Origin of the sequence: Spirosoma spitsbergense DSM 19989, from assembly GCF_000374085.1 — a bacterium.
In the GTDB taxonomy this organism is placed as follows: Bacteria; Bacteroidota; Bacteroidia; order Cytophagales; family Spirosomataceae; genus Spirosoma; species Spirosoma spitsbergense.
The window spans coordinates 14,357-38,566 of sequence record NZ_KB893533.1; the positions used below are offsets into that span (position 1 = coordinate 14,357).

The window sequence follows — 24,210 nt, forward strand, 5'->3', positions numbered from 1 at the left end:
CGTGTTTTTCTGTTTGTTTGATGACACAAAGTTGCTATCCGCGACTGACCCCGAACGATAACAAAAGATAACGAATTGGGAATGCCTTATTTTCGCAGAATGCGGTTGCGTATCCGACTCATACTGACGGGTGTGATGCCCAGGCAATTGGCAATGTAGTGCTGGGGTACCCGTTCCAGAATTTTCTTTTTGGTGCCTTCCAGCAAATGAAGATACCGTTCTTCGGGACTGAGCAGTAATAAACTCGCCATCCGCTCTTCCAAACCAATAGTCAGGTATTCGGCAATGAGCCGCCCAAATTTCTGCCAGACCATGTGTTGCTCGAACAGGCCATGCAGTACTGTGTAGGGGAAACTAATGTAGGTGCTGTCGCTCAAGGCTTCGATAGTGACGAGCGACGGTTTGCCGGTTAGGCAGCTAATGTAAGCGGACAGAAAATGATACTCAAAGTAGAAATACGTGGTGCGCTCATCGCCATCTTTGGTGTAAAACTGCCGAAACATGCCCTCAATGACAAACCCCACCTCGCCCGATACAAGCCCTTCCTGAGCAAATAATTCGTGTTTTTTGATAACAGAAACCGTCAGGTGTGGCTCCAGCAACCCCCAATCACCATCCGTAAGGGCAACGAACTGTTCCATTTGATGGCGTAACTGTTGGGCCGCCGGTGTTTGTCGAGGTGTCATCGCGGTTGATTCAGGTCTGCTGCCGGTAATCGGTTGGGTTCAGGCCGGTATGTTTTTTGAAGAAACGCGCAAAGTACGACAAGTCATCGAAACTCAGCCGGAACGCAATCTCCGAAATGGTCAGACCCGGCTGGCCGAGCAGCACCTTCGCTTCCAGTAACAACATATTGGCAATCAGGACACTGGCCGGTTTGCCGGTCGTTTCTTTCACGCATTTGTTGAGATGGTTGGGCGTAACGGACAACAGGTCGGCATAGTCATGTACGGTGCGTTTGCTCAAAATATGCTGCGTCAGCAACAGTCGGAAGCGGGCCGTAAACTGGGCCGACGACGACAGCGACCGGGCCACTACCCGCTGACCATACTGTTGCTGCACATCCAGCAGAAACGCATACAGCAACGAACCAACATACGCCTGACTATCGGGCCGCTGACTGGTCAATGCCCGTTCCATCTTGACTAACTGCGCCAGCCAGTCCTGCGTGGTATCCGCGTCGGTGGCCAGTACCGGACTGGCATCGAGCTGCAAAAAGTTCAGTTCATCCAGCGCACGGGGTTTTTTAAGCATAGCCAGCACATAGTCGGCATCGAACAGGCCGTAAAAGCCCGCAGCATCGGCACTACAGGCATCGGTCGAGATAATATCACCCGCCCGGTAAACCGAAAACATAGCCGGTGATGCCGGTCCGCCGTGGTCCGGCATTCCGGAGCGATCCCGACCACGAAAGGCCGACGGTTCGGCATCCCGACCAATGGTGTAGGAGTCCAGGCCGTAGGTACGCTGAACGAAACCCGCGGTCAGGAACATAAAATCGTAATGAAAACTGCGGCTGGTCGGTATGGGAAAGGTAATGTGCCGGGCAAAATCCTCAATCCGCATCAGGGTGAAAAAGTTTGTAGGCGACGTTTGGGGGTTGTTCGTTGAACGTAGTTGCCGGGCCTGCTCATGGGCTTCCGGGGTGACGAACTGCTCAACAAACAAGGTTGGGTCCAGAACTGGAATAGCAGACTGATTCATAACGGTATGACCGATTTAGTTACCAGATAAACAACCCAAACCCCGATTTGTCCCGATATACACCGCGTTTGTCTTACCCATAACCGCTGACCCTGGCTGAACTTTGTGGCCCAATCGGGTCGGCAGTGCCTAACGCTCCGCGCTGTGAATCAACCCGATTACTCAACTGGATGAAAAACTACACCGCTGCCTTGACGTTGACCCTCCTGCTGGGCGCAACAGTTACCCTGTTCGGCCTGACCTGGGCCGATCTGGCCTCTATCCGCCCGCCGGGGCCGTTAAAAACCACGCCACCAGATCGGCGTTTAATTCAGCAGGGCGAGCGGCTGGTGCTGACCAACTGCGCCCACTGTCACAGCAACGACGAGGGGCGGCTGACGGGCAAACCCATTGACGGTGTTTCGGCTTCGCTGGGCCGGATTGTATCGGCCAACATCACGAAAGATTCGGTGCAGGGAATTGGGCGGTGGTCGGATATCCAGCTCGTTACCCTGCTGCGGACGGGTGTTGATCCGAAGGGCTATAAAGCGCATTTTATCATGCCCCGCTACCCCCTGCTGGCCGATGCCGATATGCAGGCTATCGTTGCGTTCCTGCGCTCGAACGAGTATTCGGTGCAAACCACGCGCTACACAGGCCCAGCCCATAAGCCCTCCATCCTGTCGGGGTTTATTTCCACCTTCTTCATCAAACGCCTGCCTGAACCGAAGCAGCCAATCCCGTTGCCGGATACGGTAAAATCACTGCTGTATGGCCGGTATTTGGTGAATAGTCGCTATCAGTGTTTTGCCTGCCACTCGGCCTATGTCCAAAAAGCCAACCTGTTGCAGCCAGAGAAAACAAAAGGCTACTTAGCGGGCGGCAGCAAGTTCGACGATACCGATGAAAAATTCGTGTACTCGGCGAACCTGACCTCGGACCCGGAAACGGGCTTTGGCCGCTACACCGAAGCCGAATTCCGCGAGGTGATGCACTTGGGCAAAAAACGCAGCGGGCAAATTGTCCGGTCGCCCATGCTACCCTACCCCCTGATGAATAACCGCGAGATCAATGCCATCTATCAATATCTTAAATCAGTGCCGCCGGTACATCATCCAATTTCCCGGTAGCCAGATGGTATCAGCCGAAGGTCACGCATACCGTTTCTTGAGCAGGTTAAGCATATATACGTTGATATCCCACTGACTGGCCAGGGGTTCCTGCGAGTAGGGCTGTAACGGCATATACGGGGCTGGGCCAAACTCGGTCGTGATGGTCAGTTGCGTACCCGCTGCCCGATGCGTTTCGACTACCGTATCCCACCAGGCAAGGTGCGTATTCAGCGTCAATGCCCATTCGGGGGCACGCGGGTCATTCACCTGCGGTCCTTCCCGGTGGCCAACCCGGCTGTGAATATGGTCGGCGCGACACACGGCTAGTTGAACGGCTTCGGGCTGATCCGCGAGAAGCGATTCATGTACGTTACATTAGTGCGAAATATCAAGACAGATCCGCCAGGTCGGGCAGGCGGGTGTGGTAATCCTGCGCCACATGAGCCGCAAACAGGGTCTTGCCCCGGTGCGTTTCGTGGGTGATGCGCACGCCCGTTTCCGCCGAAATCCTGACGGCCAGCTCAAAAAGATACCGGTTCTGCTCGAAGCTGAAATAATCCTTCCCCGTCTGGCAGTTGATGAACTGCGGGTCAAATCCGGCCAGGTGGCGCAGGTACGTTTCGTAGTTACGGACGTGTTCGGTCAGGTCGCGTTCAAACCACTGGTAGTACTGACCAATCAGTTCGAGGTTATGGTCATGCACGGTATCAAGAATCTGTTGTTGATACTCGTCCGGGTCGGGCGGCAGGACCATTTCCACCCCGTCCTAGCCCGCATCGTTCACGTTTTGGCAGAATTGAGCAAAAGGCAGGGTATTACCCCATTCGGGCGCATAAAACTTGATGGGTTTCATTGGAATGGTCGGCGGGTCAACCTATCTGGCTTTATGGAATTTTCTTGTTTTCCCATTTTCATCAGAGCGTAAATGTCCAGTGATTATCGGCATTTTCGCGCAGGTGGGCGGTTTTCGTTTGCTGCGTACCATCGGGTCGGGTAATGACAAGCTCATAGTGACCGTAGAAGCCCCGGAAAGCTATGGTACCCGTTTTTCCTGTCTGTACCCGAAGATTTTTGGTCATCCAGTCCTCTTTTATCAGTTTCATCAGGGTGGTATAGACCGGCTTGGGGTTGTAGTTCTCGTCGAGCAGTCCCCCGCCTTTGAGCCAGATGCTTTTGTCGGACAGGCCCCACCAGTTGATCGTCTGCACGGCCGGATGCCCAAATGCCAGCGTGTAAAACTGGTGGGCAAACTCGGCCTGTGCGGCTTCGGTCCAGGTGCCGCTTCGCCAGTCCGTAATGGCCTTGCCCGACGACTGCGGAATCAGTTCGGTGATGTGAATTGGCAGCCCAAATTCAGCGTATAGGTCAAATGTCTTATAAACCTCAATGGGCGAGAACCACATCTCGCGGGGCTCGTGTCCCTGGATACCGATGCCGCTGATGGGCGTATTCCGGCTTTTGAGAATCTTCAGCAACTGATAAAACCGCTCCCTTACTTTCGGAATGGCCAGGGTAAAATACTCATTCAGGATGTAATTACCCGCAGGATTACCCTCGTAGGCCCACCGGAACGACTGCTCTACCCAGGGCGCAATCTGATCGACAGATACGTTATTGACATTGTACCGGAAGTCGTTGGTATTGGCGGTATCGAGCAGGGCCATTTCCCAGGATACCGTATTGACCGGCTCGTTTACCACATCCCACATATCAATCTGCCCTTTGTAGCCCGCTACATTATTGATAATGCGGGCTTTATAAACGGCTTCGGCGGTTGCGGGCGGCAGTTTCAGCAACCAGCCCGGTGTACCGGCCGGTGAGGTCCAGCCCAGCGTATGCCCTTTGGCCGTAATACCATTGGCGCGGCACCAGTCGAGGGCTTCCTGATTGCGTCTCCAGTCGGGCATTCCCGGTTTGCGTTCATAATTGGCCCAGTAAAAAGGCAGCACGGCGAAGTTGAAGAGGGCTTTGAAACGCTCTTTGAACAGGTCCGTTTTATAGGGTTCTTTCGGCGCAAACCCACCCAGTTCAAACACCAGATTGCCAAATAGAAAATCCTGCGACACCTGGTTGATGGTCACTGAAAGATTCCGCAGGGGTTTTCCGCTGGCATCGACAATCCGAATCTGCGCATAGCCCTTGCGGTATTTCTCGATAGCCTGGTTCGCACGGATGAGGTATTCGGCCTCGATACGACCGCGCTCCCGCACCAGCAAATCGCGTCCGGCGCTGGCGGCTGCGGCTTCTTCGGCAATGCGCTGACCCGTAGGCTGGGCCAGACCGAACTGCCCCGCGATTATCAGCATCAGCCAGCCACCCAGCAACCGGTACCCGGACAGGGGTAGCCAGGAAACTAAAGAGCTATGGGGGTAGCGGAAACAGACGATCATGGACATAGAGAAAATGAGTATGAAACAAGCGGCACTATCCTGAACCAGTAACGAACCCGGTTCACCCGGCTTCGGTAACTTTCCCTCCCACAGTGAAGGTTTCGCCCACGTCCAACGCCTGAGCGAGGTAATACGCCATGAAATTGAACGGAACAATGGTGTGCAGCACCGAAAAATGCTCCTCAATGTCCGATGGTGCTTCAACCGCGAACACGTGCGCACCCGACCTGGCAACGGTCTCGGACAGGCGACGGCTGCGGTCGTAAGCGGCACCTTTGGCCAGTATCTGAATGGCAATGCTGTTTTGGGCCGTTTCTTTGGGACCATGGTCATATTGGGCCATCGGCAACCCGTGAAAATTCAGCTTTGTGCTTTCGCTCAGAATCAGGGCCGCTTCGCAGGCCGTACCGATGTTGGGGCCGCTGCCCGTGATGTACATGCCGTGAATGGGGTACTGCTTCAGCAGGGCCAGCACCTGATTGGCCAGTTCTTCGCCCTGCTGCTGGTATCGCTCAAAATCAGCGGCCAGCCGCGCCACCGTTGCCGTGGGCGAAAAACCGAACCCTTTAAATAGGGCAAGCAGGGTATTAACATAGGTTTTCGACGAGGAATAGTGTTCTATCCCGGCCCGGATAGGCAGTACCTGCGCTACGTTGGGGCCCCTGCAAAGGTCGCTGTCAGGGTCGTTGGACACGGCCACATACCGCTCAAACAGCTCCCGGCACCACAGCACCTCACTGCTACGCCCCGATTGCGACAACAGGACGGCCAGTGGGCTTTTTTTGCCTTTCGCCAGGTAATACACGTACTCTGAAGCCAGTTCGGGGTAAATAGGTACACCCATGTAGTGGAAGGCCAACGGCGCGAAATACGACGACCCCATGCCGAGGTAGGGTACGTGCAGCGGCAGCGGCTCGACGGGGTAGCTGAGTACTTCAGCCGCCCGGACGGGAATCTCTAAAATTTCGGATAAAACAGGGTCCATGTTGTTGTTTTTTGTAGAGACTGGTTTCTACACAGGTTGTGATTCGGCAAGGACAGTTTCTTTTTCATACGACAAGGTCAACGCGCCGATAACGGCTAGGACAATACCCAGCGATTCGAGGCCCGACAGTCTCTCGTTCAGAAAAAGAATGGCCAGCACAATCGTGAAAACGGGTTGCAAGGCACCGGCAATGGTCGTCACCTTGGAAGCTTTCCCTTCGACACTGTACGCGACAAAACTCGCCAGCACACCCAGGCCGTTCAACATGCCCGCCAGCGCCCCCAGCATCAACGTTTGGGGCGACATGGCGACCTCAGCCCAGCCGAACGCCACAAATACCAATGCAATGGCGACCGACGAACCGATGAAACTGATATACGACCATTCTGCCGAAATATGATTGGTGGTCTCTTTCTGGGCGGCACTGAACACGCCCCAGAAAAACAGGGCGACAAACGAATACAGCAGCCACAACTGAGTGCCCCCCGCACCAAAACCCCGAAAGAAAGCCGTCGGATTATCGAACAAAAGCGATTCGCCCGACAGCATCACCACCGCCGGAATGGCCAGCAAAATGCCGATTCCGTTTATCCAGTTCAGTTTTTCCCTGAAAACCAGCAACGCTATCGCGATGGTCACGAGCGGGTACAGGTTCGTTACCGGAATCACGATAGCCGCCAGCCCGCCCGCCGTGAACGCCTGATAGACCGCTACGTTGCCAATGACGGCCAGCACACCGGCAACCAGCCCCCAGCGGATACCTTTGCGGTTGGGAGTAGTTCTGCGGACTTTCTTAAGCACCAGCGGCAGTGTCAACAACATCCCCACGCTGAACAGCAGGTGATTGGTAAACGGCGAAACGTCGGCAGAAATCAGCTTGGCCACCACACCCCAGCAACCCCAGAAAAAGGCAGCAGCTACCGAGTACAGCATCCAGGGCGGTCCGGCGGTCCGGGCGGGTTTGTTTTTCATAGTCGTTTATCTGAAGAGGGCCGCACTACCCAGAATACCCGCCTGCTCTTCCAGTTCGGAGAGAACAAGGGTGGTTTTGTAAGCTTTATAGGCGTGTAACAAATGGGTATTGTGCAGTTTATCGAGGTCATGCCGCAAGCCTTTAGCCACCCCTCCGCCCAGCACAATGAGGTCGGGTGCGTAGAGGTTGACGTAGTTGTCGATGCCGGTTTTAAGGTACTGCATGTATTCGGCTACAACCGCTCCGGCATTCGGGTTACCGGTTTGTTTCTGGGTGAAAATCGCTTCGGCGGTGCGCGGCAGCTCCGGGTAGCGGGATGGCCAGCCCAGGCGGTCGGCAATAAGCAGCACGCCCCCCGATGATACCAGCGATTCGAGACAGCCCGTTTTGCCGCAGTAGCAAACCGTGTCGTTGGTGGTAATGGTGAGGTGCCCACCCATATGACCGTAAGGCAACCGTCCGTCCAGCTTCTTATTAACCACAAAGCCAATGCCCAGACCCGTACCCAGCGTCAGCACCAGTACCCGGTTATGGCCCCTCCCCTGCCCGTAGAGGGCTTCGCCGAGGGCTACCACCCGCGCATCATTATCGAGCAGACAGGGCAGTCCGTGCTGTTGCTGAATAAAGTCGGCCAGTGGATAATCCTCCATAAATTTCAGAAATCCGTAGGTCGAATCCACCACGCCATTGGTAAAGACAAACCCCGGAACGCCAATGCCCACGCCGTTGATGGTAACGCCTTCGCTGGCAGCAATGCCCTTCAGTTGACGAATAGCCTGACCAATCTCGTCCAGAAACCGCCCCCCGTCCTCAGTCTCGGTGGGGGCAACGCGCATGGCCTCCACCTGCCCGGTGGTCAGGTTTACCAGCCCGATTTTGGTGCGGGTTCCGCCAATATCGATACCAATCGCGAGTGATTTCATGCGTAGCAAACAGCGTTGGCCCGTTTAGAACCGAAGCCGGTACGTGTTGAGTTGATGAGGGCGAAAATTGAGTTTCAAAGACGTGTTCGTTGGTTTCAGTGTCCGTTCGTTGGTTTCGATGTGCGTTGTTTGCCAGGCTTGCCGAATCGGTACGGTTGTCGTTAGCGTTGGGGTAGCCGGCTTGTTGCTCAGGTTCCAGAAGCGGGCAATCAGGCCATTTTCAATGCCGTCTTCGCCCCGTTTCAAGGCCCAGAGCAGCAGATTCGGGTCGCTGGTTTTCAGCAGCGAGAATGTGGGACTGGGATAGCCCGTTTGCGTACCACTAACTGCGCCGGTTACGAGCGGATTCTGGTGTTCGAGCGCAAATTTCATCGCGGTTAACGGATCGAAATCCGTCCGGTGCGTAGTCAGGGCGAAGCTGTAGCCGAAGCTGGTTTCGCCGTTTTGCCCCCGAATACCCAGCGCGCCTTTGTCTTCGCGTTTGGTATCGACCTGCCCGCCCGCCAACGCACTGAGCTGGGCCGAATTTTCCCACAGCGAATCGACGCTACTGTTGCCCAGTTTAAAGAAACTGCAATCCTGATTGGAGAGCGTAACGCCATAGTTTTGCTCGCTCAGGTCGGCAAAGTGGTTGAACGTCTGCCAGTCGAGCCGGGCGTTTTGGGCGGCATAATGCCCACCCCGCGTTTCTTTTTTGGCGGTCAGTATCGCACCCAACTCTTCGTGGTGCGTGGTGGGGTTCGTCAGGTTGAATGAGAACGCCCACGTTTTCATATCGGTAAAGTTGGCCTGAATACTGTCTTCAATCTCAATACGGGGCGATCCGCCCGGTTCGCCGGTGCGGCTATCAGCAAACAGCGTTATCCGGACGGTATGCGGCACCGGATTGGGCGAAACGGCTTTCAGCGTTACCGACACCGGCCCGGCATTCTCAATGGTTACCGGGCTGCCGTCGTTGAGATTGGTCGCGCCCAAATCATTCAGATACCGCCCGTTTTGGGCCTTTATGACCTGTCGGCTATTGGCCAGGCTGTCGTACAATTCCGTAATCGCCCCCGACGGGCTAAGCCGGAGTCGGTAGTGGGCATTGCGAATGGTTTGGCCCGTAACGGTAGCCGCCAATGGTCTTGATTTCGGTGTTCCCGGTCTGATTTCATAGACTTTGTAACCCACCGGCGGCAGGTTTTCGGCCATAATCCGCAGGCAGGTTTTCCCCGCTTTGGTAATCAACTGACTCACTGCTTCCTGATTGGTGGCTACGTCGATGACGCGCACCGGGCCGGTACCAGCCCAGGCAAAATCGGCCACATCGGTACGTGTCCAGTTCAGGGCGTTGAAGACGTAGAACCGGGCATCCGCTGCTTTCCGAATCTGACTGCCCAACGCCCGGACGGAGCGCGAAAACAGCGTATCGGTATAGCCCGAAATCTGCCGCTGAATCTTGTTTTGCCAGGTGGCCCGCACGGGCTGCTTCACCGGCCCGTCGGCGGTCCAGTTGTGTTCCCAGTACATCCCGAACGACTCCCAGGCCAGGTCACGGGCGGTTGTGAGGTCATTGCCAAACGAAGGATTTTTCAGCGATACCAGTGCGGAAAGAGCTTCGGCAGTGCGCAGTTTCTCGGTCGAACGGCGAACTTTGGCGGTAGTTTCATTCATCGACGCACAGTACAAATCCCACTCGTTACCGTAACTCACCGACTCGGCCGGCAGGTTGGGATAGGTTTTGGCTACGTCCTGGAAGAAATCCTCCTCGTTGGAGACCCGCACCGTTCGGTTGTCGTTGGTGCCGTTTCGGGCGGCTTCGATGAACGGGGCCGAGAGGAAGGTAGACAGGTCGTCCCAGCCGTACCCAAAGGCCCCGGCAATGGCAAAGGGATATGCTGGTGTATTGCAGAGCGCATCGAGTTTACCGATAACCCGCGTTATTTCGTCGGTTTGGCTCACGGTAGCGGGCCGATTCTCCGGATACAGCCGACATTCGGCGTAGCCACCCAACGGAGCTTTGGTCTTCTCGTTGTAATTATACCACTTCATTAACACGCTGGCCCCGTCCAGCCCCGCATAGCGGTAAAGTTGATGCCGCCGGTTGTCGCGGTATTCTTCTGTCATCTGACTGCCGTACCCGCCAATACCTTTGTAGCTGTACTTCGCCCCCGAACCGGCCCAGAGCGAACTCAGCCCCAGCGGAATGGTATTGTTTTCCATTGTCTGCGCCATCGAAAACCGCAGCTTGTACGTCCGTTCCAGGCTGCCGGCGTAGTACATGCCCCGCAAAACGGCCTCGGTAGGCTGAGCACCGTAGGTACTCACGAGCGTATTGAGCGGGCTGCTGATATGCCCCGATTTTATGGCGGCAATCAGCCGGTTGAACTGCGCCGGAGAACGGTATTTCTGGTAGGCCCGTAGCCAGTAGCTACCGTCGCAGTTGAAGCGGGCCTGAAAATCGGGCGGGCTGTTTCTGGTGGAGTCAATTTGCCGGAGGTAGTAGTCGAGCATCTGCACGAAGGCCGTGTCGTAGGTCGCTTCGTTGGCCGTCCACATATAGTCGGTATGGTCATCGTTGGCGATGTACAGCCGCTTGACGGCGGTCGGAAGGCGGAGTGCCGCCCAGCCGCCCCCCCGGCGATCCGGTTGGGCCGTTACAACGGATAGACCAACGAGGAGACACAGAATGAACAGGGCGTATTTCATGCAGGGAGATGGTTATCTGTATAAAAGGGACTGATTAGCCAAACTTCCCGGTTTCACCCGAAATCAGGGCCGGACAAACTGGACCAAACTCCGGTCGGCAATCAAAACAGGGGCATCGTAAATCGGGATGTTCGTAAACGTGTAGGTGCCGTCCGTTTTTTTCCACTGACCCGCCGGGATTTCATAGACCCCGCCCGTAATGATATCCACCAAAACGGGCGTGTCGATGTTGGCATTGGTAAACGTAAAATTCAACAGCCGGGGCGTGGTGGATTCCGCCGGGATTGCGTCGTCTGACCAGATGGTGAACACCTGTTTTTGGGTGGCTTTGTTCCGGTAGCCAAACACGGCCAAACTCCGGTCGGTATTGGGCGAATACGTTACGTCGGCTTTATTGGCGGGAACGGCTTTGGGGTTGTGCGAATGGCTGACGTGTTTGATGCGCTCCAGCGAATTGTCGAAAATGCTCGTCACGTGTTGCATGGCATAATACGCCATTTTGGGGCGTATGGCCCGCTTTGTTGAGTCTGACTGGATAATACCTTTCACGTTGAGTTTGCGAATGGGGCCAGCCGTGTAGGCCATATCGATGATACCGAGGATGCTTGTTTCGATGTCGTGACCCAAATCGCCGAGCATCCGGCGCGTGTTCCACTTGGCCTGCGTCAGTTCGCTCCAGTCGTAATCGCCGAGCGCACCCCGCCCAAAACCGGGCGCCGAGGGGCAACCGTTTTCGCCCTGCCGCAGCGGGATGTTCGGTGCGTATTTGTCCAGAATAGCCCGCAACTGCCTTACTTTCGGGTAGTGCGAATCGGGGTTATAGACGTAGTCGTGGTAGGTGAAATTGGCAAACCCGTTGATTTTCTTTTTGTCGGCCAGCACCTTGAAAAAACGGTCGGCATAGTCGAGGTCGATGTGGCCCATGGCCAGGCCCGACACCCGCGCTTCGGGTTGGATGCGTTTGATGATGTCGATGGTGCGGATGTGGAGGGCCGCGCAGCGTTCGGGCGTGTTTCCTGTGTTGTCGCCGAAGTTGGGTTCGTTCCAGATTTCCCAGTCAACAACCTTGCTTTTGTAGCGTTTCACGAGGGCTTCTACCCAGCGGTCCCAGGCGGCTAAGGCTTCGGGCGAGGTGGGTACGCCCGCGCCGAGGTTGGAGCCTCCGCCGTTGGGGTAGTTGTGGTTGCCATACGACGTTTCAAGCCAGGGCTGAAAACCGCGCCGGTGGGCATCGTCGATGATGTGGTCGAGCCAGGCCCAGTCGTACTGTCCTTTGGTATGTTCGGTTTTATCCCAGCCCGCCTGCATCCGCAGCCGTTTTATCCCCAGCGGGGCAATGTATTCTTTGAACTGATCGTAATCGGTATAATCGCGGTCCATCGTTTCGCAGCCGATGAGCCAGTTCGACCCCTGAATCTCGCTGGTGGAGCGCGGTTTCACACTGCCCAGGTACGGCAAATCGGTCTTGAACGAGGATTGAGCGCGATTTGGCCCGGTGTCGATGGTTTGGGCAACCGACTGAAAGCCAATACCTATAAGTACAACCAGAAAAAGGAGCTGTTTCATGTAAAATTTTAATGGTGTTGAGTTTTCGTCTCCACAGCGCAAGCTTCCATCAGTCCTTTGATGTAGCCCACACCGAACAGGTTGCCCTTCATTTCGTAGCCCGCGTGGTCGTTGCTTTCGCCCGCCATCGTCGGTACGTGGTCCGAGCGGAGCGGTACGTTCAGGCCGGTTTCGTAATACACTTTCATGGTGGCGTACATGTCGGTCGGGCCGTTGTCGTGGAACGTCTCGCGGAAGTCGGCGGGGTGGCCCGCTACGTCGCGGATGTGGACGAAGAAGATGCGCTGCTGCCCACCAAACTCACGGATAAGCGCCGGTACGTCTTCCTGCATGGTGGTGTACGTTCCCTGGCAAAACGTCAGCCCGTGCGCCGGACTGTCGGACAGCGATAACGCCCGGCGCATGGCATTCGCCGAGGTCAGAATCCGTCCAATACCGTTGACGGGGCTGATGGGCGGGTCGTCGGGGTGCAGGGCCATCTGTATGCCATTGGCTTCGGCAACGGGCATGACCCGCTCCACGAAATACTGGTAGTTGTCCCAAATCTGACTTTCCGAAAACAGACCGTATGTTGAGACGGGTTCCTGCTGCGATGCTTCGTAATTGAACCCGCTGACTAAGGCACCGCCCCGTTCGGGCAGGTTTTTGTAGGTGCGGTACCAGCCCGTTGCCATGAAGTTGTAGCACAGCAGCCTGATACCCAACTGCCCCATGTTTTCCAGCATTCGGCAATAGCGGTCAAGGTCTTCATCGCGGCCCGGCAAACCGAGTTTGATCCGGCTCATGTCGAATTGGTCGCCCTCCAGCCCAATAATCCGCAACCCGTTAGCCGCGTAGATTTCCTGCGACTGCCGGAGCGAGTCGAGGTTATCGGGGGCGGGCAGTCCAGTCAGTTCGGGCGCGAGTTTGACGATGGCTTCGCTGATGCCCATCTGCCGAGCCAGTTGCCACTTCTCGTCGGGCCGATTGCCGAAAAAGAGGAAGGTTAAGGTCATGCTCAGAAATAACCGCCTTTTTCGGTAATCGACTGCACCGTTTCACCATCGCGCACCCAGCCAAAAATCTTCTTTTCGTTCTCCCGAATCTCTTCAGCCCGCACCAGCACGGCGTAGGCAATGTCGCGCGGCACGACCAGCACCCCGTCAATGTCGCCCAGCAGCACATCGCCGGGGCGGATGGTTACGTCGTCAATTTGCAGCACGGTCTGGTAATGTGTAATCAGGCAACGGCCCAGGCTTCCGTTGGAGATGCGGTACTTGTAAAAAACCGGGAAGTCAGCTTCCAGAATCTGGTGCGTGTCCCGAATACCGCCGTCCAGACAGGCGGCTTTTATGCCTTTTCCTTTGGCCGTAGCGGTCATTACCCCGCCCCAGAGCGTCGCTTTTTCGTCTTTACTGGAATCCCAGATGACAAACGCGTTTTCGTGCATAGCATCCAGCATTTCGGTTCGAAAGGCCATTTCGCCCGTGATTACGGCGTTCGGCGCACTCTTGATCGTGAAGGCAAAACCTGCCACTGTCCGGTACTCGCGCAACGGCACAATGCGATTGGGGAGGGCCTGACTCAGCAAACAATGTTCGCGGAGTACGTCGTTAACAGCACCCGTATAAAGTTGCTCAAAGCGCAGCAGCAGTTCGTTGTCCGGCACGGGAAACGACTTCGTCGAGATGTACTCCCGCTCTTTGATAACCTTTTCGAGATTCATCATCCCAACTTCTTTTTTGTACTGGTCAATTCCGTTGTGTATCATGTCTATCGTCTTTTAAAAAGGTTGTTGTCTTTGTTTTACACGCCCGAACTGGCGAGGAAACCACCATCCACCGGCACTACGATACCCGTGACGAATCCGGCGGCTTCGTCGCTGATGAGCCAGTTCATGCAGCCAATCAGTTCGGGCGCTTCGCCGAAGCGTTTCTGGGGCGTGTGGCCCATGATGCTCTCGGCGCGGGGCGTATGGGAGCCGTCTTCGTGGAACATGATTTTGCGGCTGCGGTCGTTCAGGAAAAAGCCCGGCGCAATGGCATTGACCCGCACCCCCGCCGGGGCCAGATACGCGGCCAGCCACTGCGTGAAGTTGGCAATACCGGCTTTAGCCATGCCATACGCCCCCACTTTAGTCAGCGGTCGGTAGCTATTCATCGACGCGATGTTGATAATAACCCCTCGCTTCTGAGCCGCCATATCGCGGCCAAACACGAAACTCGGTATCACCGTCCCCATCGTGTTGATGTCGATAACGCTCTGAAACACCGGCATACTGAGGTTGAAAAAACCCTTCACCGACCCATCGTCAAGCAGTTCGCGTTCGTCAAATTCGGTGGTGTTGGTCAGCGCGTCCATCTGATTACCACCCGCCCCGTTAATCAGCACCGTACACGGGCCAAACGCTTCGCTGACAACGGCATGAGCCGCTTTGACGGAGGCTTCGTCGGCCACGTCGGCAGCCACGGAAATAGCGGTGCCACCCGCCTGTTTTATCTCGGCCTCTACCCGTTGTAGTTTGTCCATGCTACGTCCCAGCAGAGCAACTTTATAGCCCTGCCCGGCCAGGTTTCGCGCCATTTCGGAGCAGAGCGTCCCGCCCGCGCCAGTTACAACGGCTATTTTACTTGTATCACTCATTAGTCAGCCAGTATTTTATGTTGTTGTACGAAAGGTCTTTGATTAGGTTTTTGAGCAGCTCGTCGTCGTTTGGTAACTGCCCCGACTCGACCCAGTTGCCCACGAGGTTGCACAGAATCCGGCGGTAGTAGTCGTGGCGGGTCATCGAGAAAATACTCCGCGAATCGGTGGTCATTCCGATGGCCGTGCTGAGGAGTCCGTAATTAGCCAGCGTGGTCAGTTGTTCGGTAATGCCCAGGTAATGATCGTTGTACCACCAGGCCGGGCCAAACTGAATTTTGCCCACTACGCCATCCTCCGAAAACGAACCCGTCAGCGACGCAAACGCGGCATTATCGGCGGGATTGAGCGTGTATAAAATCGTTTTCGGCAGGCTTTCCGTCTTGTCCAGATCGTCCAGAAACCAGCTCAGGGAGGCTATATCAGCGGTTTGGCCGATGGCGGCAAACCCGCCCGCGCCCCCCACCCGCGCCCGCAGCCGTGAACTCGTGTAACGGAACGCGCCAATGTGCAATTGCATCCGCCAGCGTCGATGGTGGTATGCCTGACCCAGAAACAGCAGCAAATACGATTGCAACTGAACCGTCTGTTCACTGCTCAACGCGGCTCCGTTCAGGACGTTGTCGAGTAGGTTCCTGGCCGTTGCTTCGTCGGTGGCCACGTACCGAAAACCAGCATCGAACGAATGGTCGGCCAGCAGACAGCCGCATTCCACGAAGAAATCGAGCCGGGTTTCCACCGCCTGCTTGAACGTCGCGAGATCAGTAATGTCCACGCCGGTTTGCTCCGTTATTTTCGGTAGCCAGGCCGGAAACGTGGGCTGATTAACGGCGATGATACTGTCGCCCCGCAGCGAGGGCAGGCACTGAAACGGTACGTTCTGGTCGGCTATAGCCCGATGGTGTTCGAGCGAATCGGCGAGGTCGTCGGAAGTACAGAGGAGTTCGACACCGAACTTTTTCAGGATTGCCTGTGGTCGGAACGCTTCGGTCACCAACAGTGCGTTAGCCCGTTCCCAGATGTCGGCGGCATTGCATTCGGTCAGCAACTCGTCAATCCCAAAAATGGTCTGTAACTCCATGCACGACCAGTGAAACAGCGGATTGCCAACGGTCTTTGTCAGGCATTTCGCCCAGGCCACAAACTTCTCGAACGCGGGTGCGTCGCCGGTGATGAGCCGTTCGGGAATGCCGCAAATCCGCATGGCCCGGTGCTTGTACGGGTCGCCCGACACCCAAACGTCCTGAATGGTCTGGAACGGCGCGTTCCCGGCCACCATGGCGGGGTCGATGTGGTTGTGAAAATCGACAATAGGCAGTCGGGCCGCCACATCGTGGTACAGCGAACGGCCCGTTATGTTATAGAGCAGAAAATTGTCGTGAATGAAAGGCATGGTCGTTGTCATTCGGGGTTAGTTTTTTTACGCATGGCCCACCAGATGACCGCACCGATGAACAGGCACACCATACCCGACGCAATGGACAGCGCACCGCTGAGCAAGTTCCGGTACGGCAGACCCAACCCGATAAACAGTACGGCAGCGAACAGCAGCGAAATAGCGTACAAGTATTTGAGCGCGTTGCCGAACCCGGTATCGACCGATGGCTTGTCCTGCTCAGCGATGGGCGTGGTTAATTTCTCGAAAAACAGCCGTACCCGCTCCAGATAAGCGGCATTGCCGTAGTGTTGCAAACCGGAACCGAAGAAAATGAGCAGACACACCGCGATTTCGATGGTCGTAGCCAGCTCCCACGAAAAATAACCGGGCAGGGCATTCAGTACGATACCGGTCAGCGCACCCACCACAACCGTGAGCATGGCCCCGCGCGGGGTGGCTTTTTTATTGACGATGCCCAGCACCAGCGGAATGCCGATGGGAATGGCGAAGATACCGGTAAACAGCTTGTTGGCTTCAAACGCCCCGCCCATGTCGCTGATGAACAGGGAACCCAGCAGCACCAGCAGCCCCACCAGCACCGACGCAATGCGCACCACCAGAAACAGTTGTTTGTCCGTTGCCCGTTTGTTGATAAGCCGCTGGTACACGTCCGTTGAGAGGACGCTGGCCACCACGTTATACTCCGAATTGAGCGACGACATGGTGGCCGCAAACATCGACGCAATCATCACGCCCATCAGGCCGGGCGGCAGTAGCATACTTGAAATAGCAACGTAGGCCATTTCTTTGTCGGGCAGGTCGGGCATGATGATGCGGCTCACGATGGGCGGCACCAGAAAAATAATTGGCGTAATCAGAAATAGAGCCGCCGTCAGATAGCCGACTTTGCGAGCTTCGCCTTCGTCGCGCACCGAATAAAATCGCTGAATGAGCGTCCAGTTTTCGTTGTATTTGATGATGATGACGACATAATACACGCTGAGCCAGAAAAACTGGCCTTTGGGACCGTTGAACCAGGTGACGTGCTGCGGCAGTTTCTGGGCGATGATCGAAAAGCCACCCACGTAGTCGAGCGAGAGCCAGAAGAGCATGAACGAGATGAACAGCAGGATAACGAACTGCACTGTGCCCATGATGGATACCGCCCACAAACCGCCGTAGAGCGAGAACCCGATAACGATAACGGACGACAGAATCATGGCCATCGGCAGCGACAGGGGCGTTACGGCACTCAGAAAAATACCGATGGCGTAGAGTCGTACCGTGTTATCGAGAATTCGCATCAGAATGCCGACCCAGCCCACCGTTTGCCGCAGCGTGGCATTGAAGCGGGTTTCGAGGTATTCGACCGGCGTGGCCACGTTGGACCGTCGCCACCGTCCGGCAAATACGGCTCCTGCAATGAGGCAGGCCGGTACCGTACTCGTCAGCACCGTAACCGATACCAGCCCGTGTTCGTAGGCAATACCCGCGTAAGCCACAAATACGAACGTGCTGAAGAGAGCCATGAAGTTGCTAATGCCAGCCGCCACCCAGGGCAACGCCCCCGACCCTTTGGTGTAGGCGGCCAGGTCTTTGACGTACCACTTAAAAAACAAGCCGATTCCCGCCATGAGAACCATGTACAGCACAATGGCGACGTAATCGAGGGTGGCGAGTGAGGTCATTTGGTTAGGTTTAAAAGCGATATATCGGCAATCAGTACCGGCGAATCGTACACCGGAATTGCCTTAAACGTGTAGGTCGAGTCGGATTTACTCCAGCTACTTTTCGGAATTTCATAGACGTGACCCGTTAGCATATCCACCCAGACCGGGTTGTCGAAATTACCGGTTTGTAGGGTGATGTCGATGGGCGTTGTCTGAAACAGGTTGTTGGGTGTTTTGCTGTCTAACCAAACGGTAACGACCTGCTTTTTTCCCGCTTTTTCCCGGCCGGCGTTCCGGTGATACTGAAAAATAGAAACTGACTCAGTGGCTGTGGTCGCCGGGTTGGCGTTCGGCACCAGTTCGAGCGTATTGTCGAACACCGACGTCACGTTCTGCACGGCGTAATACGCCACTTTCGGGCGGATGGCCGTTTTGTCTAAATCTGACTGAATTAATCCTTTCATGTTTAGCACTGGTTGATTAAACGCGTACCGAATGTCGATGATGGTAAAGATCGACGTTTCGATGTCGCGGCCCAGGTCGCCCAGTAACCGGCGTATGTCATATTTAGCCTGCGTGTATTCTGTCCAGTAGTATTTGTCGAGGGCGAAGCTCGGAATGTAGCCCGACGGGGCGCCGTTTTCGCCCTGCCGTAGCAACAGCGTTTTGGAGTATTTCTCAATCACGGCTTTCAACGCCATCACCCCTTTGTAAGAACCTTCGGGCCGGAAGTCGTAGCTGTGGTATGAAATCCACTCAAACTGATTGAGCTTGCCCCTGTCGCTGATAACCTTTAGAAAACGATCCAGATATTCGGTATCTGAATGCGAGGCAAAGGCCAGTCCGGCAATTCGGGCATCGGGCTGAATGCGTTTTATAATGTCGGCGGTGCGGATATTCAGCTCGGCGATCGTTTCGGGCGTGATTTTCTGCATGGGGTGATCGGGTTCGTTCCAGATTTCCCACTCGCGCACCCGGTCTTTATAGCGTGTCACCATTGCCTCCACCCAGCGGTCGTAGGCGGCATAGCCTTCGGGCGAGGTCATCAGGCTGTTCAACAGATTTGTACCACCACCACCTTCGTAAATCGGGTTGCCATACGAGGTTTCGAGCCAGGGTTCAATCTTGTTGGCCACGGCATAGTCGATCACGTTGTCGAGCCATGCCCAGTCATAGACACCCTTCACCTTTTCGCACTTGGCCCAGCCCGCCTGAAGCCGGATTTTCTTGGCCCCCAGCGGAGGCAGGTACGTCTTGTAGGCGTCGAAGTCTGTATAGTCGCGGTCCAGCGTTTCGCAGCCCACCGTAATCCGCGATGAAGCAATGTCCTTCGCCGAACGGGGTTTGAGCGTACCGATACGTTTCCAGCTAATCGTCAACGGCGTTTTCACCCGGTCGGGAGACGAGTCGATAAATTGGCCCGAAGCGCTGATTGTGGTCAACGCGGCAATCAGAAATATGAACGTCTGTTTTCTCATGCTTTTTCTTGTCAATTGGCAAAAGCCCCCATGTCCCAGGCCGACACTCCCCTCAATTTACCGGCAAAATCGGTCGTAAACAGGGGTGCACCGGACACCAGGACGATTACGCCTTTTTTGAGGGCGGGCGAGGTTAGTTTCAGAGAGAAATCGCTGATCGCTGCGTTCACAAACTGCGGGTCGGCCTGTATATCGGCACTCGTTAAGCTGGTTGCGGTGAAGCTGTTAGTCCCGTTTGCACTCGGCTTAAAATCAAAATACAGGTTGTTGCCAACGACGTGCGGGCCGGCTATATCGTGCCAGATGGAGTAGCGGTAGTTAGCGGTCTTGTTGTAAAAAATGTTATTCCGAATCACCAGATTCCCGTTGCCCGTGTTCTTACTGAAATTCGATACGTCGCCCGCAAAACCGTTTTGAGCGTTGTTATAAAAGGTGTTATTCACCACATACACGTTCGTGAATTTGCCGTTTCCAATCGACTGGAACGTCAGGCTGGAGCTTTTGCTGTTAACCACCAGATTGTTATAAAAATAAATGTCGCGGGCATGGCCGCCCAGTTCACCGGCAACGGACAGGCCACTGGTGCTGACGAGCCGGTTGCCAAGCACCCGAATGGTATAGGATTCTTTACTGCCCGCATCGACATAGATGCCAAGTTCGGCTAAATCATGGACGTAGTTGCCGCTGATTTCGCCGTTGAAAGAACCGCCCTTGGCGTCGATGCCTTCACCGCCTTCGCCCACGACGGCGCTATCCCAGACTTCGTTTTGGGTGATGGTAAAGTTTTGCACCCCGGCTACGGTAATGCACTCCTGCGCCCCGTTTCCGTTGGCATCGCGCCCCGGCTCCTGACACGCTTTCCGGACATTATTGCGGCTAATGGTAAGCTGTGACGTGGTTTTGACGTAAATCCCCGAAGCCCGCGTGTTAAACGTACTGCAACTGTCGAAACTGATGTTGGTCGAGGCCTCTGCTGCGAAACCAAACCAGAATCCGTTCTGGATTTTCAGCCCGCGTACAATTAGGTTTTGGTTGCCGTTCAGACCAACGATACTTTCAAAGGAAGTACCCACATTCTGCCCGTCGAGAATAACCGTTTCGCCCGGTTTGTTTCGGATGAGGGTAGGCGCGGTGGCCGTGCCGCTGGCCGAAGCCGGAATTTTCACTTTTTCGATGTACGTCCCGCCCGCAATAATGAGCGTAGCACTGGCGGGTAAGGCATTTACTCCTTTCTGAATAGTTTTCCAGGGTGTAGCCGCGTTTTTGGCTTGTTCGATGGTGCGGCTGTCGTCACCGGTTGTGCCGGATACGTAAAAGACCAGGTTCGAGACAGCGGGGGTGGTCGTTGCTGCAGCAGGCGGGGTCACAACGGGCGGTGTTGGCATAACGCCGTTATCGGCCTGTTTTTGACAGGCTCCATCAACGAGCAACAACGCCCAGCACAGGCAGAAATAGACGGCAGTTCTCATACGCTTAGGTGTGTTCGTCAGTTCAGGGCAGCCTTGTCGGCCAGCAACACTGGGTAATCCGGCACTGGAATGGACGTGAACGTATAAGTTTCCCCCGCTTTCGACCATTGGCTTTCCGGGATTTCATAAATCTTGCCCGATATCAAATCCACAAAAACGGGTTGACTAAACTGGCCTTCAACCGAAATAGTCGTGGGTTTGGGCTTGTATTCTTCAGCAGGCCGGGCTTCTTTACTCCACAGCGTGACTAAGCTACCCCCGCTTTTTTTGTGACGATACACAAACGCATTGACCGTTTCCTGATTGAGCGTTGGCTTACTAGTCAACTGCGTTTCCAACTGATCGTCGAAGAGCGAGAATACGTGTTGGGCGGCTTTGTAAGCCAGTTTGGGCCGCTTGATGGTTTTGTCGGGGTTAGTTTCCAGGATGCCCTTGGTATTCACACCCACCATATGATCGCCCGCTGCGTAGTGAATATCAGAGATGGTAAACAGGTTGGTAGCAATGCCGCGCCCATGATCGCCCAGTATCCGGCGCAGGTCCCACTTGGCCTGGGTCAGTTCAGACCAGTCAAACTGCCGCAGCGCACCGATGGGTTTGGCCGTTGACGGTGCGCCGTTTTCGCCCTGCATGAATACTACATCTGGCTTGTATGACCAGACCAGTTCGCGGAGTTTTTCAATTTGGGGGTACGACGTATCGGGGTTAGGCGCGTAGCCGTGATAGGTCATTACATCGACCAAATCCAGCGCGTTCTCGCGTTTGAGTACATCGTAAAAATCCCGTGTAAAATCAAGTCTGGTTACGCTTGCCATACCCAGCGCAATGAGCCGGGCGTTGGGCTGCACCGATTTCACGACCCGCGCTGTACGGATATAAAACTGAGCGATTTCGGTGCCGGTATGTTCTTTGTTCAGGTCGGGTTCATTCCAGATTTCCCATTCGGGCACCTGGTTTTTGTAACGCGTCACAATGGCACGTACCCAGTTATCCCAGGCCGTGAGGGCTTCGGGCGAGGTGGGAATATGCCCCGCCAGCTTGGCCTCTCCCCCACCTTCGTAAATCGGATTGCCATACGAGAGCTCAACCCAGGGGGCTACTCCCCGGCTGGCCGCATCAGGAATCACTGCATCGAGCCATGCCCAGTCATAGGCTCCGGGGCGGCCCTCCGCTTTTACTTTTTCGCACTTCGACCAGCCGCCCTGCAACCGGATTCGTTTGGCACCCAGCGGCCCCAGGTACGTTTTGTACGACTGGTAATCCGTATAATCCCGGTCCAGCGTTTCGGCCCCGATACTCCACGTACTGGCGGCAATGGTCTTCGCATCGCGGGTGTTGAGTGAGCCAACTACTTTCCAGGTAGGCTGGTATTGGGCGGTTGCCAGTACTGGAAGCAAAAAAAGAAATAAGGTGTTTTTCATGGCGTTTGAGCATTGTAGAGACGCATACTTGCGTCTCAGGTGCGTCAGCAATTCAAGTACATCAGAGCCATCCGGCAGTGCGTCTAGGCGGTGAGACGCAAATATGCGTCTCTACAATGCGTCGGTAACCTTACAAATCAATACCCCGGATTCTGCTCCAGTTTCGCACCTGTGTTGGCCTGAATCTCGGAGAACGGAATGGGGAAGAGGGCGTGGAAATCCTGAATGTTAGGCGCATTCAACGGATTATATTTTTTCACCCGTTCTACCAGTTTGCCCATTCGCGAAAGCGTTATACGACGGTCTTCCTCGAATATCAACTCCCTGGCCCGCTCATCCAGGATGTAGTCGAGCGTGACCTCGGCGGGGGTTACGGGCTTGGCCTTTGCCCGGTTACGGATTATGTTGATGTCGGCAGCGGCCTGGGTCGTATTGCCTTTCATCAGGTACGCTTCGGCCCGGAGCAGAATGGTTTCGGGTAGCCGGATCTGATACATATCCCGGAAGGTAGCCCCGGCACTGGTTTTTAGCGTTTGTTTGGCCGCGTCCTGTACCACGCCCACCGGATGCTGACCGGGGGTGGTCACTTTTGAGGGGTACGGGTACCAACGCCAGGAGGACGACAGCCAGTTGGGGGCCGGGAAATCAATCAGGCTTTTATTTAGGTAGGTCGGTGAAGCCGGGTTGGTATACACAAAATCCCGGACAATGTTGAACGGCGACGTACGGATGTCGGTGACAAATGCATCCAGCTTCCGGTTGTCTATTTTGGGATCAAGCCCCCAGATGTCATACGTCCAGTAATTGGTTGGCTGTACAAAGGACACCCCGCGCCCACCGCTATTGAGCGTCGAGGCCGATGAATTGTCGAGCAGAGCGGCTTTGCCACCCGGATCAACGATAGAGAAAACCGCCGGGGCGACTACCCGTTCGAGGTTGTTCAGGGGACTACCCGCCGAGGTCAGCGCCCCGCCAATTACGTCTAATTCGTACTGAATAACCCAGATAGACTCCGTATTACCCGACTTGCGGTTCTGGTTGCCCACCCGGAACAGGTCGTAGTACACATCGCCGGGCTGTGATCGAAGGCTCCCGAAACGGTCGGTCATCAGCTTCAGGTTCGACTTCTCGATAACCTCCGTGGCGGCCGCAATGGCTTTGTCATAGTCTTTAAGCGAAAGGTAGGTTTCCGCCAGCACGTGATTGGCTACGGGCTTACTGAGTTTCCCGTCTCTTACCGCATCGATGGCGGGCAGATTGGTAGCAGCATCGGTTGCGTCGAGAATAATCTGCTGGAGAATCTGCTCTTTCGTAGCCCGCGTAAAGTTGTTCTGGGGGGTGTTTATCTCATCGAGAATCAGCGGAACGCCCCCGTACAGATGCACTAACTTGAAGTAAGCATAGGCCCGGAACAGTTTAGCTTCTGCACCGATGACTTTCTTCTGGGCATCAGTCAGGGCCGAGGTGTTTACCCGCGCAATGATGGTGTTGGCGTTCGAGATAATCTTGTACCACCGAATCCAGTGCTGATTCGGAATATCGCCCTGGGGCGTAAGCGATACAGTGTAGTTGCCCAGCCGCGACTGATCCAGGCGGGCGTTCAGGGCCACGTCGGTACCCAGCACTTCGGAGTACAGGTTAGCCCCGCCATCCACGCTCTGAATGGCCCGGACGCGGGCGTATAAATCGGTGAGGGCAGCCGTAAAGTTACCTTCGGTAATGAACGAATTTTCGGGGCTGTAAAAATCCAGCGGCACTTCTTTCAGAAACTCGTCTTCTTTACACCCGGCCTGAAACAATAGGACAGCGGCCAGAAGGATTATTTTTACTATATTGGTTTTCATGGCGT

Annotated in this window: 20 protein-coding genes; 1 reads left to right on the forward strand and 19 read right to left on the reverse strand. The window is 55.3% G+C overall.

Annotated features, from left to right (window positions below; genetic code table 11):
• Positions 1–86 precede the first annotated feature (86 nt).
• Entirely contained in the window at positions 87–686 is a 600-nt protein-coding gene (locus B157_RS0113770; protein WP_026308687.1) for a Crp/Fnr family transcriptional regulator, read from the reverse strand.
• A 10-nt stretch (positions 687–696) separates the two neighbouring features.
• Positions 697–1,704 carry a helix-turn-helix domain-containing protein gene (locus tag B157_RS0113775; RefSeq protein WP_020603900.1) on the reverse strand — a complete coding sequence of 336 codons (1,008 nt, stop codon included), beginning with the start codon at positions 1,702–1,704 and terminating at the stop codon, positions 697–699.
• 170 nt (positions 1,705–1,874) lie between these two features.
• On the opposite strand from B157_RS0113775, the gene B157_RS35345 reads away from it, so the two are divergent.
• Positions 1,875–2,813 carry a c-type cytochrome gene (locus B157_RS35345; protein WP_020603901.1) on the forward strand — a complete coding sequence of 313 codons (939 nt, stop codon included), beginning with the start codon at positions 1,875–1,877 and terminating at the stop codon, positions 2,811–2,813.
• 21 nt (positions 2,814–2,834) lie between these two features.
• Here B157_RS35345 and B157_RS39725 read toward each other — a convergent pair whose 3' ends face one another.
• The 17 genes from B157_RS39725 to B157_RS0113860 form a co-directional block, all read right to left on the reverse strand.
• Positions 2,835–3,116: a hypothetical protein gene (locus B157_RS39725; RefSeq protein ID WP_245565080.1), complete on the reverse strand. Its 282-nt coding sequence runs from the start codon at positions 3,114–3,116 to the stop codon at positions 2,835–2,837.
• Positions 3,117–3,183: 67 nt separating this feature from the next.
• Positions 3,184–3,555 carry a hypothetical protein gene (locus B157_RS39730; RefSeq protein WP_245565081.1) on the reverse strand — a complete coding sequence of 124 codons (372 nt, stop codon included), beginning with the start codon at positions 3,553–3,555 and terminating at the stop codon, positions 3,184–3,186.
• 154 nt (positions 3,556–3,709) lie between these two features.
• Positions 3,710–5,185 carry an endo-1,4-beta-xylanase gene (locus B157_RS0113790; RefSeq protein WP_245565082.1) on the reverse strand — a complete coding sequence of 492 codons (1,476 nt, stop codon included), beginning with the start codon at positions 5,183–5,185 and terminating at the stop codon, positions 3,710–3,712.
• A gap of 61 nt (positions 5,186–5,246) precedes the next feature.
• Complete coding sequence (locus B157_RS0113795; RefSeq protein ID WP_020603903.1) at positions 5,247–6,170, reverse strand: SIS domain-containing protein; 924 nt, start codon at positions 6,168–6,170, stop codon at positions 5,247–5,249.
• Between the two features lie 27 nt (positions 6,171–6,197).
• Positions 6,198–7,142, reverse strand: coding sequence for a DMT family transporter (locus B157_RS0113800; RefSeq protein WP_020603904.1), 945 nt, complete (start codon positions 7,140–7,142; stop codon positions 6,198–6,200).
• Between the two features lie 6 nt (positions 7,143–7,148).
• The gene (locus B157_RS0113805) at positions 7,149–8,066 is read right to left on the reverse strand and encodes an ROK family protein (protein WP_020603905.1); all 918 of its coding nucleotides are present in this window, start codon (positions 8,064–8,066) and stop codon (positions 7,149–7,151) included.
• 24 nt (positions 8,067–8,090) lie between these two features.
• Positions 8,091–10,757 carry a glycosyl hydrolase-related protein gene (locus tag B157_RS0113810; protein WP_020603906.1) on the reverse strand — a complete coding sequence of 889 codons (2,667 nt, stop codon included), beginning with the start codon at positions 10,755–10,757 and terminating at the stop codon, positions 8,091–8,093.
• Positions 10,758–10,820: 63 nt separating this feature from the next.
• Entirely contained in the window at positions 10,821–12,323 is a 1,503-nt protein-coding gene (locus tag B157_RS0113815; protein ID WP_020603907.1) for a GH39 family glycosyl hydrolase, read from the reverse strand.
• Between the two features lie 8 nt (positions 12,324–12,331).
• Positions 12,332–13,318 (reverse strand): mannonate dehydratase, encoded by a 987-nt coding sequence (locus tag B157_RS0113820; protein WP_020603908.1) that lies wholly within the window; start codon positions 13,316–13,318, stop codon positions 12,332–12,334.
• A gap of 2 nt (positions 13,319–13,320) precedes the next feature.
• On the reverse strand, positions 13,321–14,073 hold the full coding sequence (locus B157_RS0113825) for an RraA family protein (protein WP_020603909.1): 753 nt from the start codon (positions 14,071–14,073) through the stop codon (positions 13,321–13,323).
• Between the two features lie 35 nt (positions 14,074–14,108).
• Complete coding sequence (locus B157_RS0113830; RefSeq protein WP_020603910.1) at positions 14,109–14,945, reverse strand: SDR family oxidoreductase; 837 nt, start codon at positions 14,943–14,945, stop codon at positions 14,109–14,111.
• Positions 14,938–16,350: a glucuronate isomerase gene (gene uxaC / locus B157_RS0113835; RefSeq protein WP_020603911.1), complete on the reverse strand. Its 1,413-nt coding sequence runs from the start codon at positions 16,348–16,350 to the stop codon at positions 14,938–14,940. Before uxaC ends, B157_RS0113830 begins: the two co-directional genes overlap by 8 nt.
• Positions 16,347–18,011, reverse strand: a complete 1,665-nt coding sequence (locus tag B157_RS0113840) for a sodium:solute symporter family transporter (RefSeq protein ID WP_020603912.1) — start codon at positions 18,009–18,011, stop codon at positions 16,347–16,349. Before B157_RS0113840 ends, uxaC begins: the two co-directional genes overlap by 4 nt.
• Positions 18,008–19,471 carry a GH39 family glycosyl hydrolase gene (locus tag B157_RS0113845; protein WP_020603913.1) on the reverse strand — a complete coding sequence of 488 codons (1,464 nt, stop codon included), beginning with the start codon at positions 19,469–19,471 and terminating at the stop codon, positions 18,008–18,010. Before B157_RS0113845 ends, B157_RS0113840 begins: the two co-directional genes overlap by 4 nt.
• Positions 19,472–19,482: 11 nt before the next feature.
• The gene (locus B157_RS0113850; protein ID WP_020603914.1) at positions 19,483–20,940 is read right to left on the reverse strand and encodes a right-handed parallel beta-helix repeat-containing protein; all 1,458 of its coding nucleotides are present in this window, start codon (positions 20,938–20,940) and stop codon (positions 19,483–19,485) included.
• Between the two features lie 17 nt (positions 20,941–20,957).
• Positions 20,958–22,361: a GH39 family glycosyl hydrolase gene (locus tag B157_RS0113855; protein WP_020603915.1), complete on the reverse strand. Its 1,404-nt coding sequence runs from the start codon at positions 22,359–22,361 to the stop codon at positions 20,958–20,960.
• A gap of 137 nt (positions 22,362–22,498) precedes the next feature.
• On the reverse strand, positions 22,499–24,205 hold the full coding sequence (locus B157_RS0113860; RefSeq protein WP_020603916.1) for a RagB/SusD family nutrient uptake outer membrane protein: 1,707 nt from the start codon (positions 24,203–24,205) through the stop codon (positions 22,499–22,501).
• Positions 24,206–24,210: the final 5 nt, after the last annotated feature.

Excerpts from the sequence above, each read along its gene's own strand:
- B157_RS0113855 (WP_020603915.1), bottom strand. The coding sequence starts at position 22,361 with ATGAAAAACACCTTATTTCTTTTTTTGCTTCCAGTACTGGCAACCGCC.
- B157_RS0113790 (WP_245565082.1), bottom strand. The coding sequence starts at position 5,185 with ATGATCGTCTGTTTCCGCTACCCCCATAGCTCTTTAGTTTCCTGGCTA.
- B157_RS0113770 (WP_026308687.1), bottom strand. The coding sequence starts at position 686 with ATGACACCTCGACAAACACCGGCGGCCCAACAGTTACGCCATCAAATG.
- B157_RS0113845 (WP_020603913.1), bottom strand. The coding sequence starts at position 19,471 with ATGAGAAAACAGACGTTCATATTTCTGATTGCCGCGTTGACCACAATC.
- B157_RS0113850 (WP_020603914.1), bottom strand. The coding sequence starts at position 20,940 with ATGAGAACTGCCGTCTATTTCTGCCTGTGCTGGGCGTTGTTGCTCGTT.
- B157_RS0113840 (WP_020603912.1), bottom strand. The coding sequence starts at position 18,011 with ATGACCTCACTCGCCACCCTCGATTACGTCGCCATTGTGCTGTACATG.
- B157_RS35345 (WP_020603901.1), top strand. The coding sequence starts at position 1,875 with ATGAAAAACTACACCGCTGCCTTGACGTTGACCCTCCTGCTGGGCGCA.
- B157_RS0113820 (WP_020603908.1), bottom strand. The coding sequence starts at position 13,318 with ATGACCTTAACCTTCCTCTTTTTCGGCAATCGGCCCGACGAGAAGTGG.
- B157_RS0113810 (WP_020603906.1), bottom strand. The coding sequence starts at position 10,757 with ATGAAATACGCCCTGTTCATTCTGTGTCTCCTCGTTGGTCTATCCGTT.
- B157_RS0113800 (WP_020603904.1), bottom strand. The coding sequence starts at position 7,142 with ATGAAAAACAAACCCGCCCGGACCGCCGGACCGCCCTGGATGCTGTAC.
- B157_RS0113795 (WP_020603903.1), bottom strand. The coding sequence starts at position 6,170 with ATGGACCCTGTTTTATCCGAAATTTTAGAGATTCCCGTCCGGGCGGCT.
- B157_RS0113825 (WP_020603909.1), bottom strand. The coding sequence starts at position 14,073 with ATGATACACAACGGAATTGACCAGTACAAAAAAGAAGTTGGGATGATG.
- B157_RS0113860 (WP_020603916.1), bottom strand. The coding sequence starts at position 24,205 with ATGAAAACCAATATAGTAAAAATAATCCTTCTGGCCGCTGTCCTATTG.
- B157_RS0113815 (WP_020603907.1), bottom strand. The coding sequence starts at position 12,323 with ATGAAACAGCTCCTTTTTCTGGTTGTACTTATAGGTATTGGCTTTCAG.
- B157_RS0113805 (WP_020603905.1), bottom strand. The coding sequence starts at position 8,066 with ATGAAATCACTCGCGATTGGTATCGATATTGGCGGAACCCGCACCAAA.
- B157_RS0113830 (WP_020603910.1), bottom strand. The coding sequence starts at position 14,945 with ATGAGTGATACAAGTAAAATAGCCGTTGTAACTGGCGCGGGCGGGACG.
- uxaC (WP_020603911.1), bottom strand. The coding sequence starts at position 16,350 with ATGACAACGACCATGCCTTTCATTCACGACAATTTTCTGCTCTATAAC.
- B157_RS0113775 (WP_020603900.1), bottom strand. The coding sequence starts at position 1,704 with ATGAATCAGTCTGCTATTCCAGTTCTGGACCCAACCTTGTTTGTTGAG.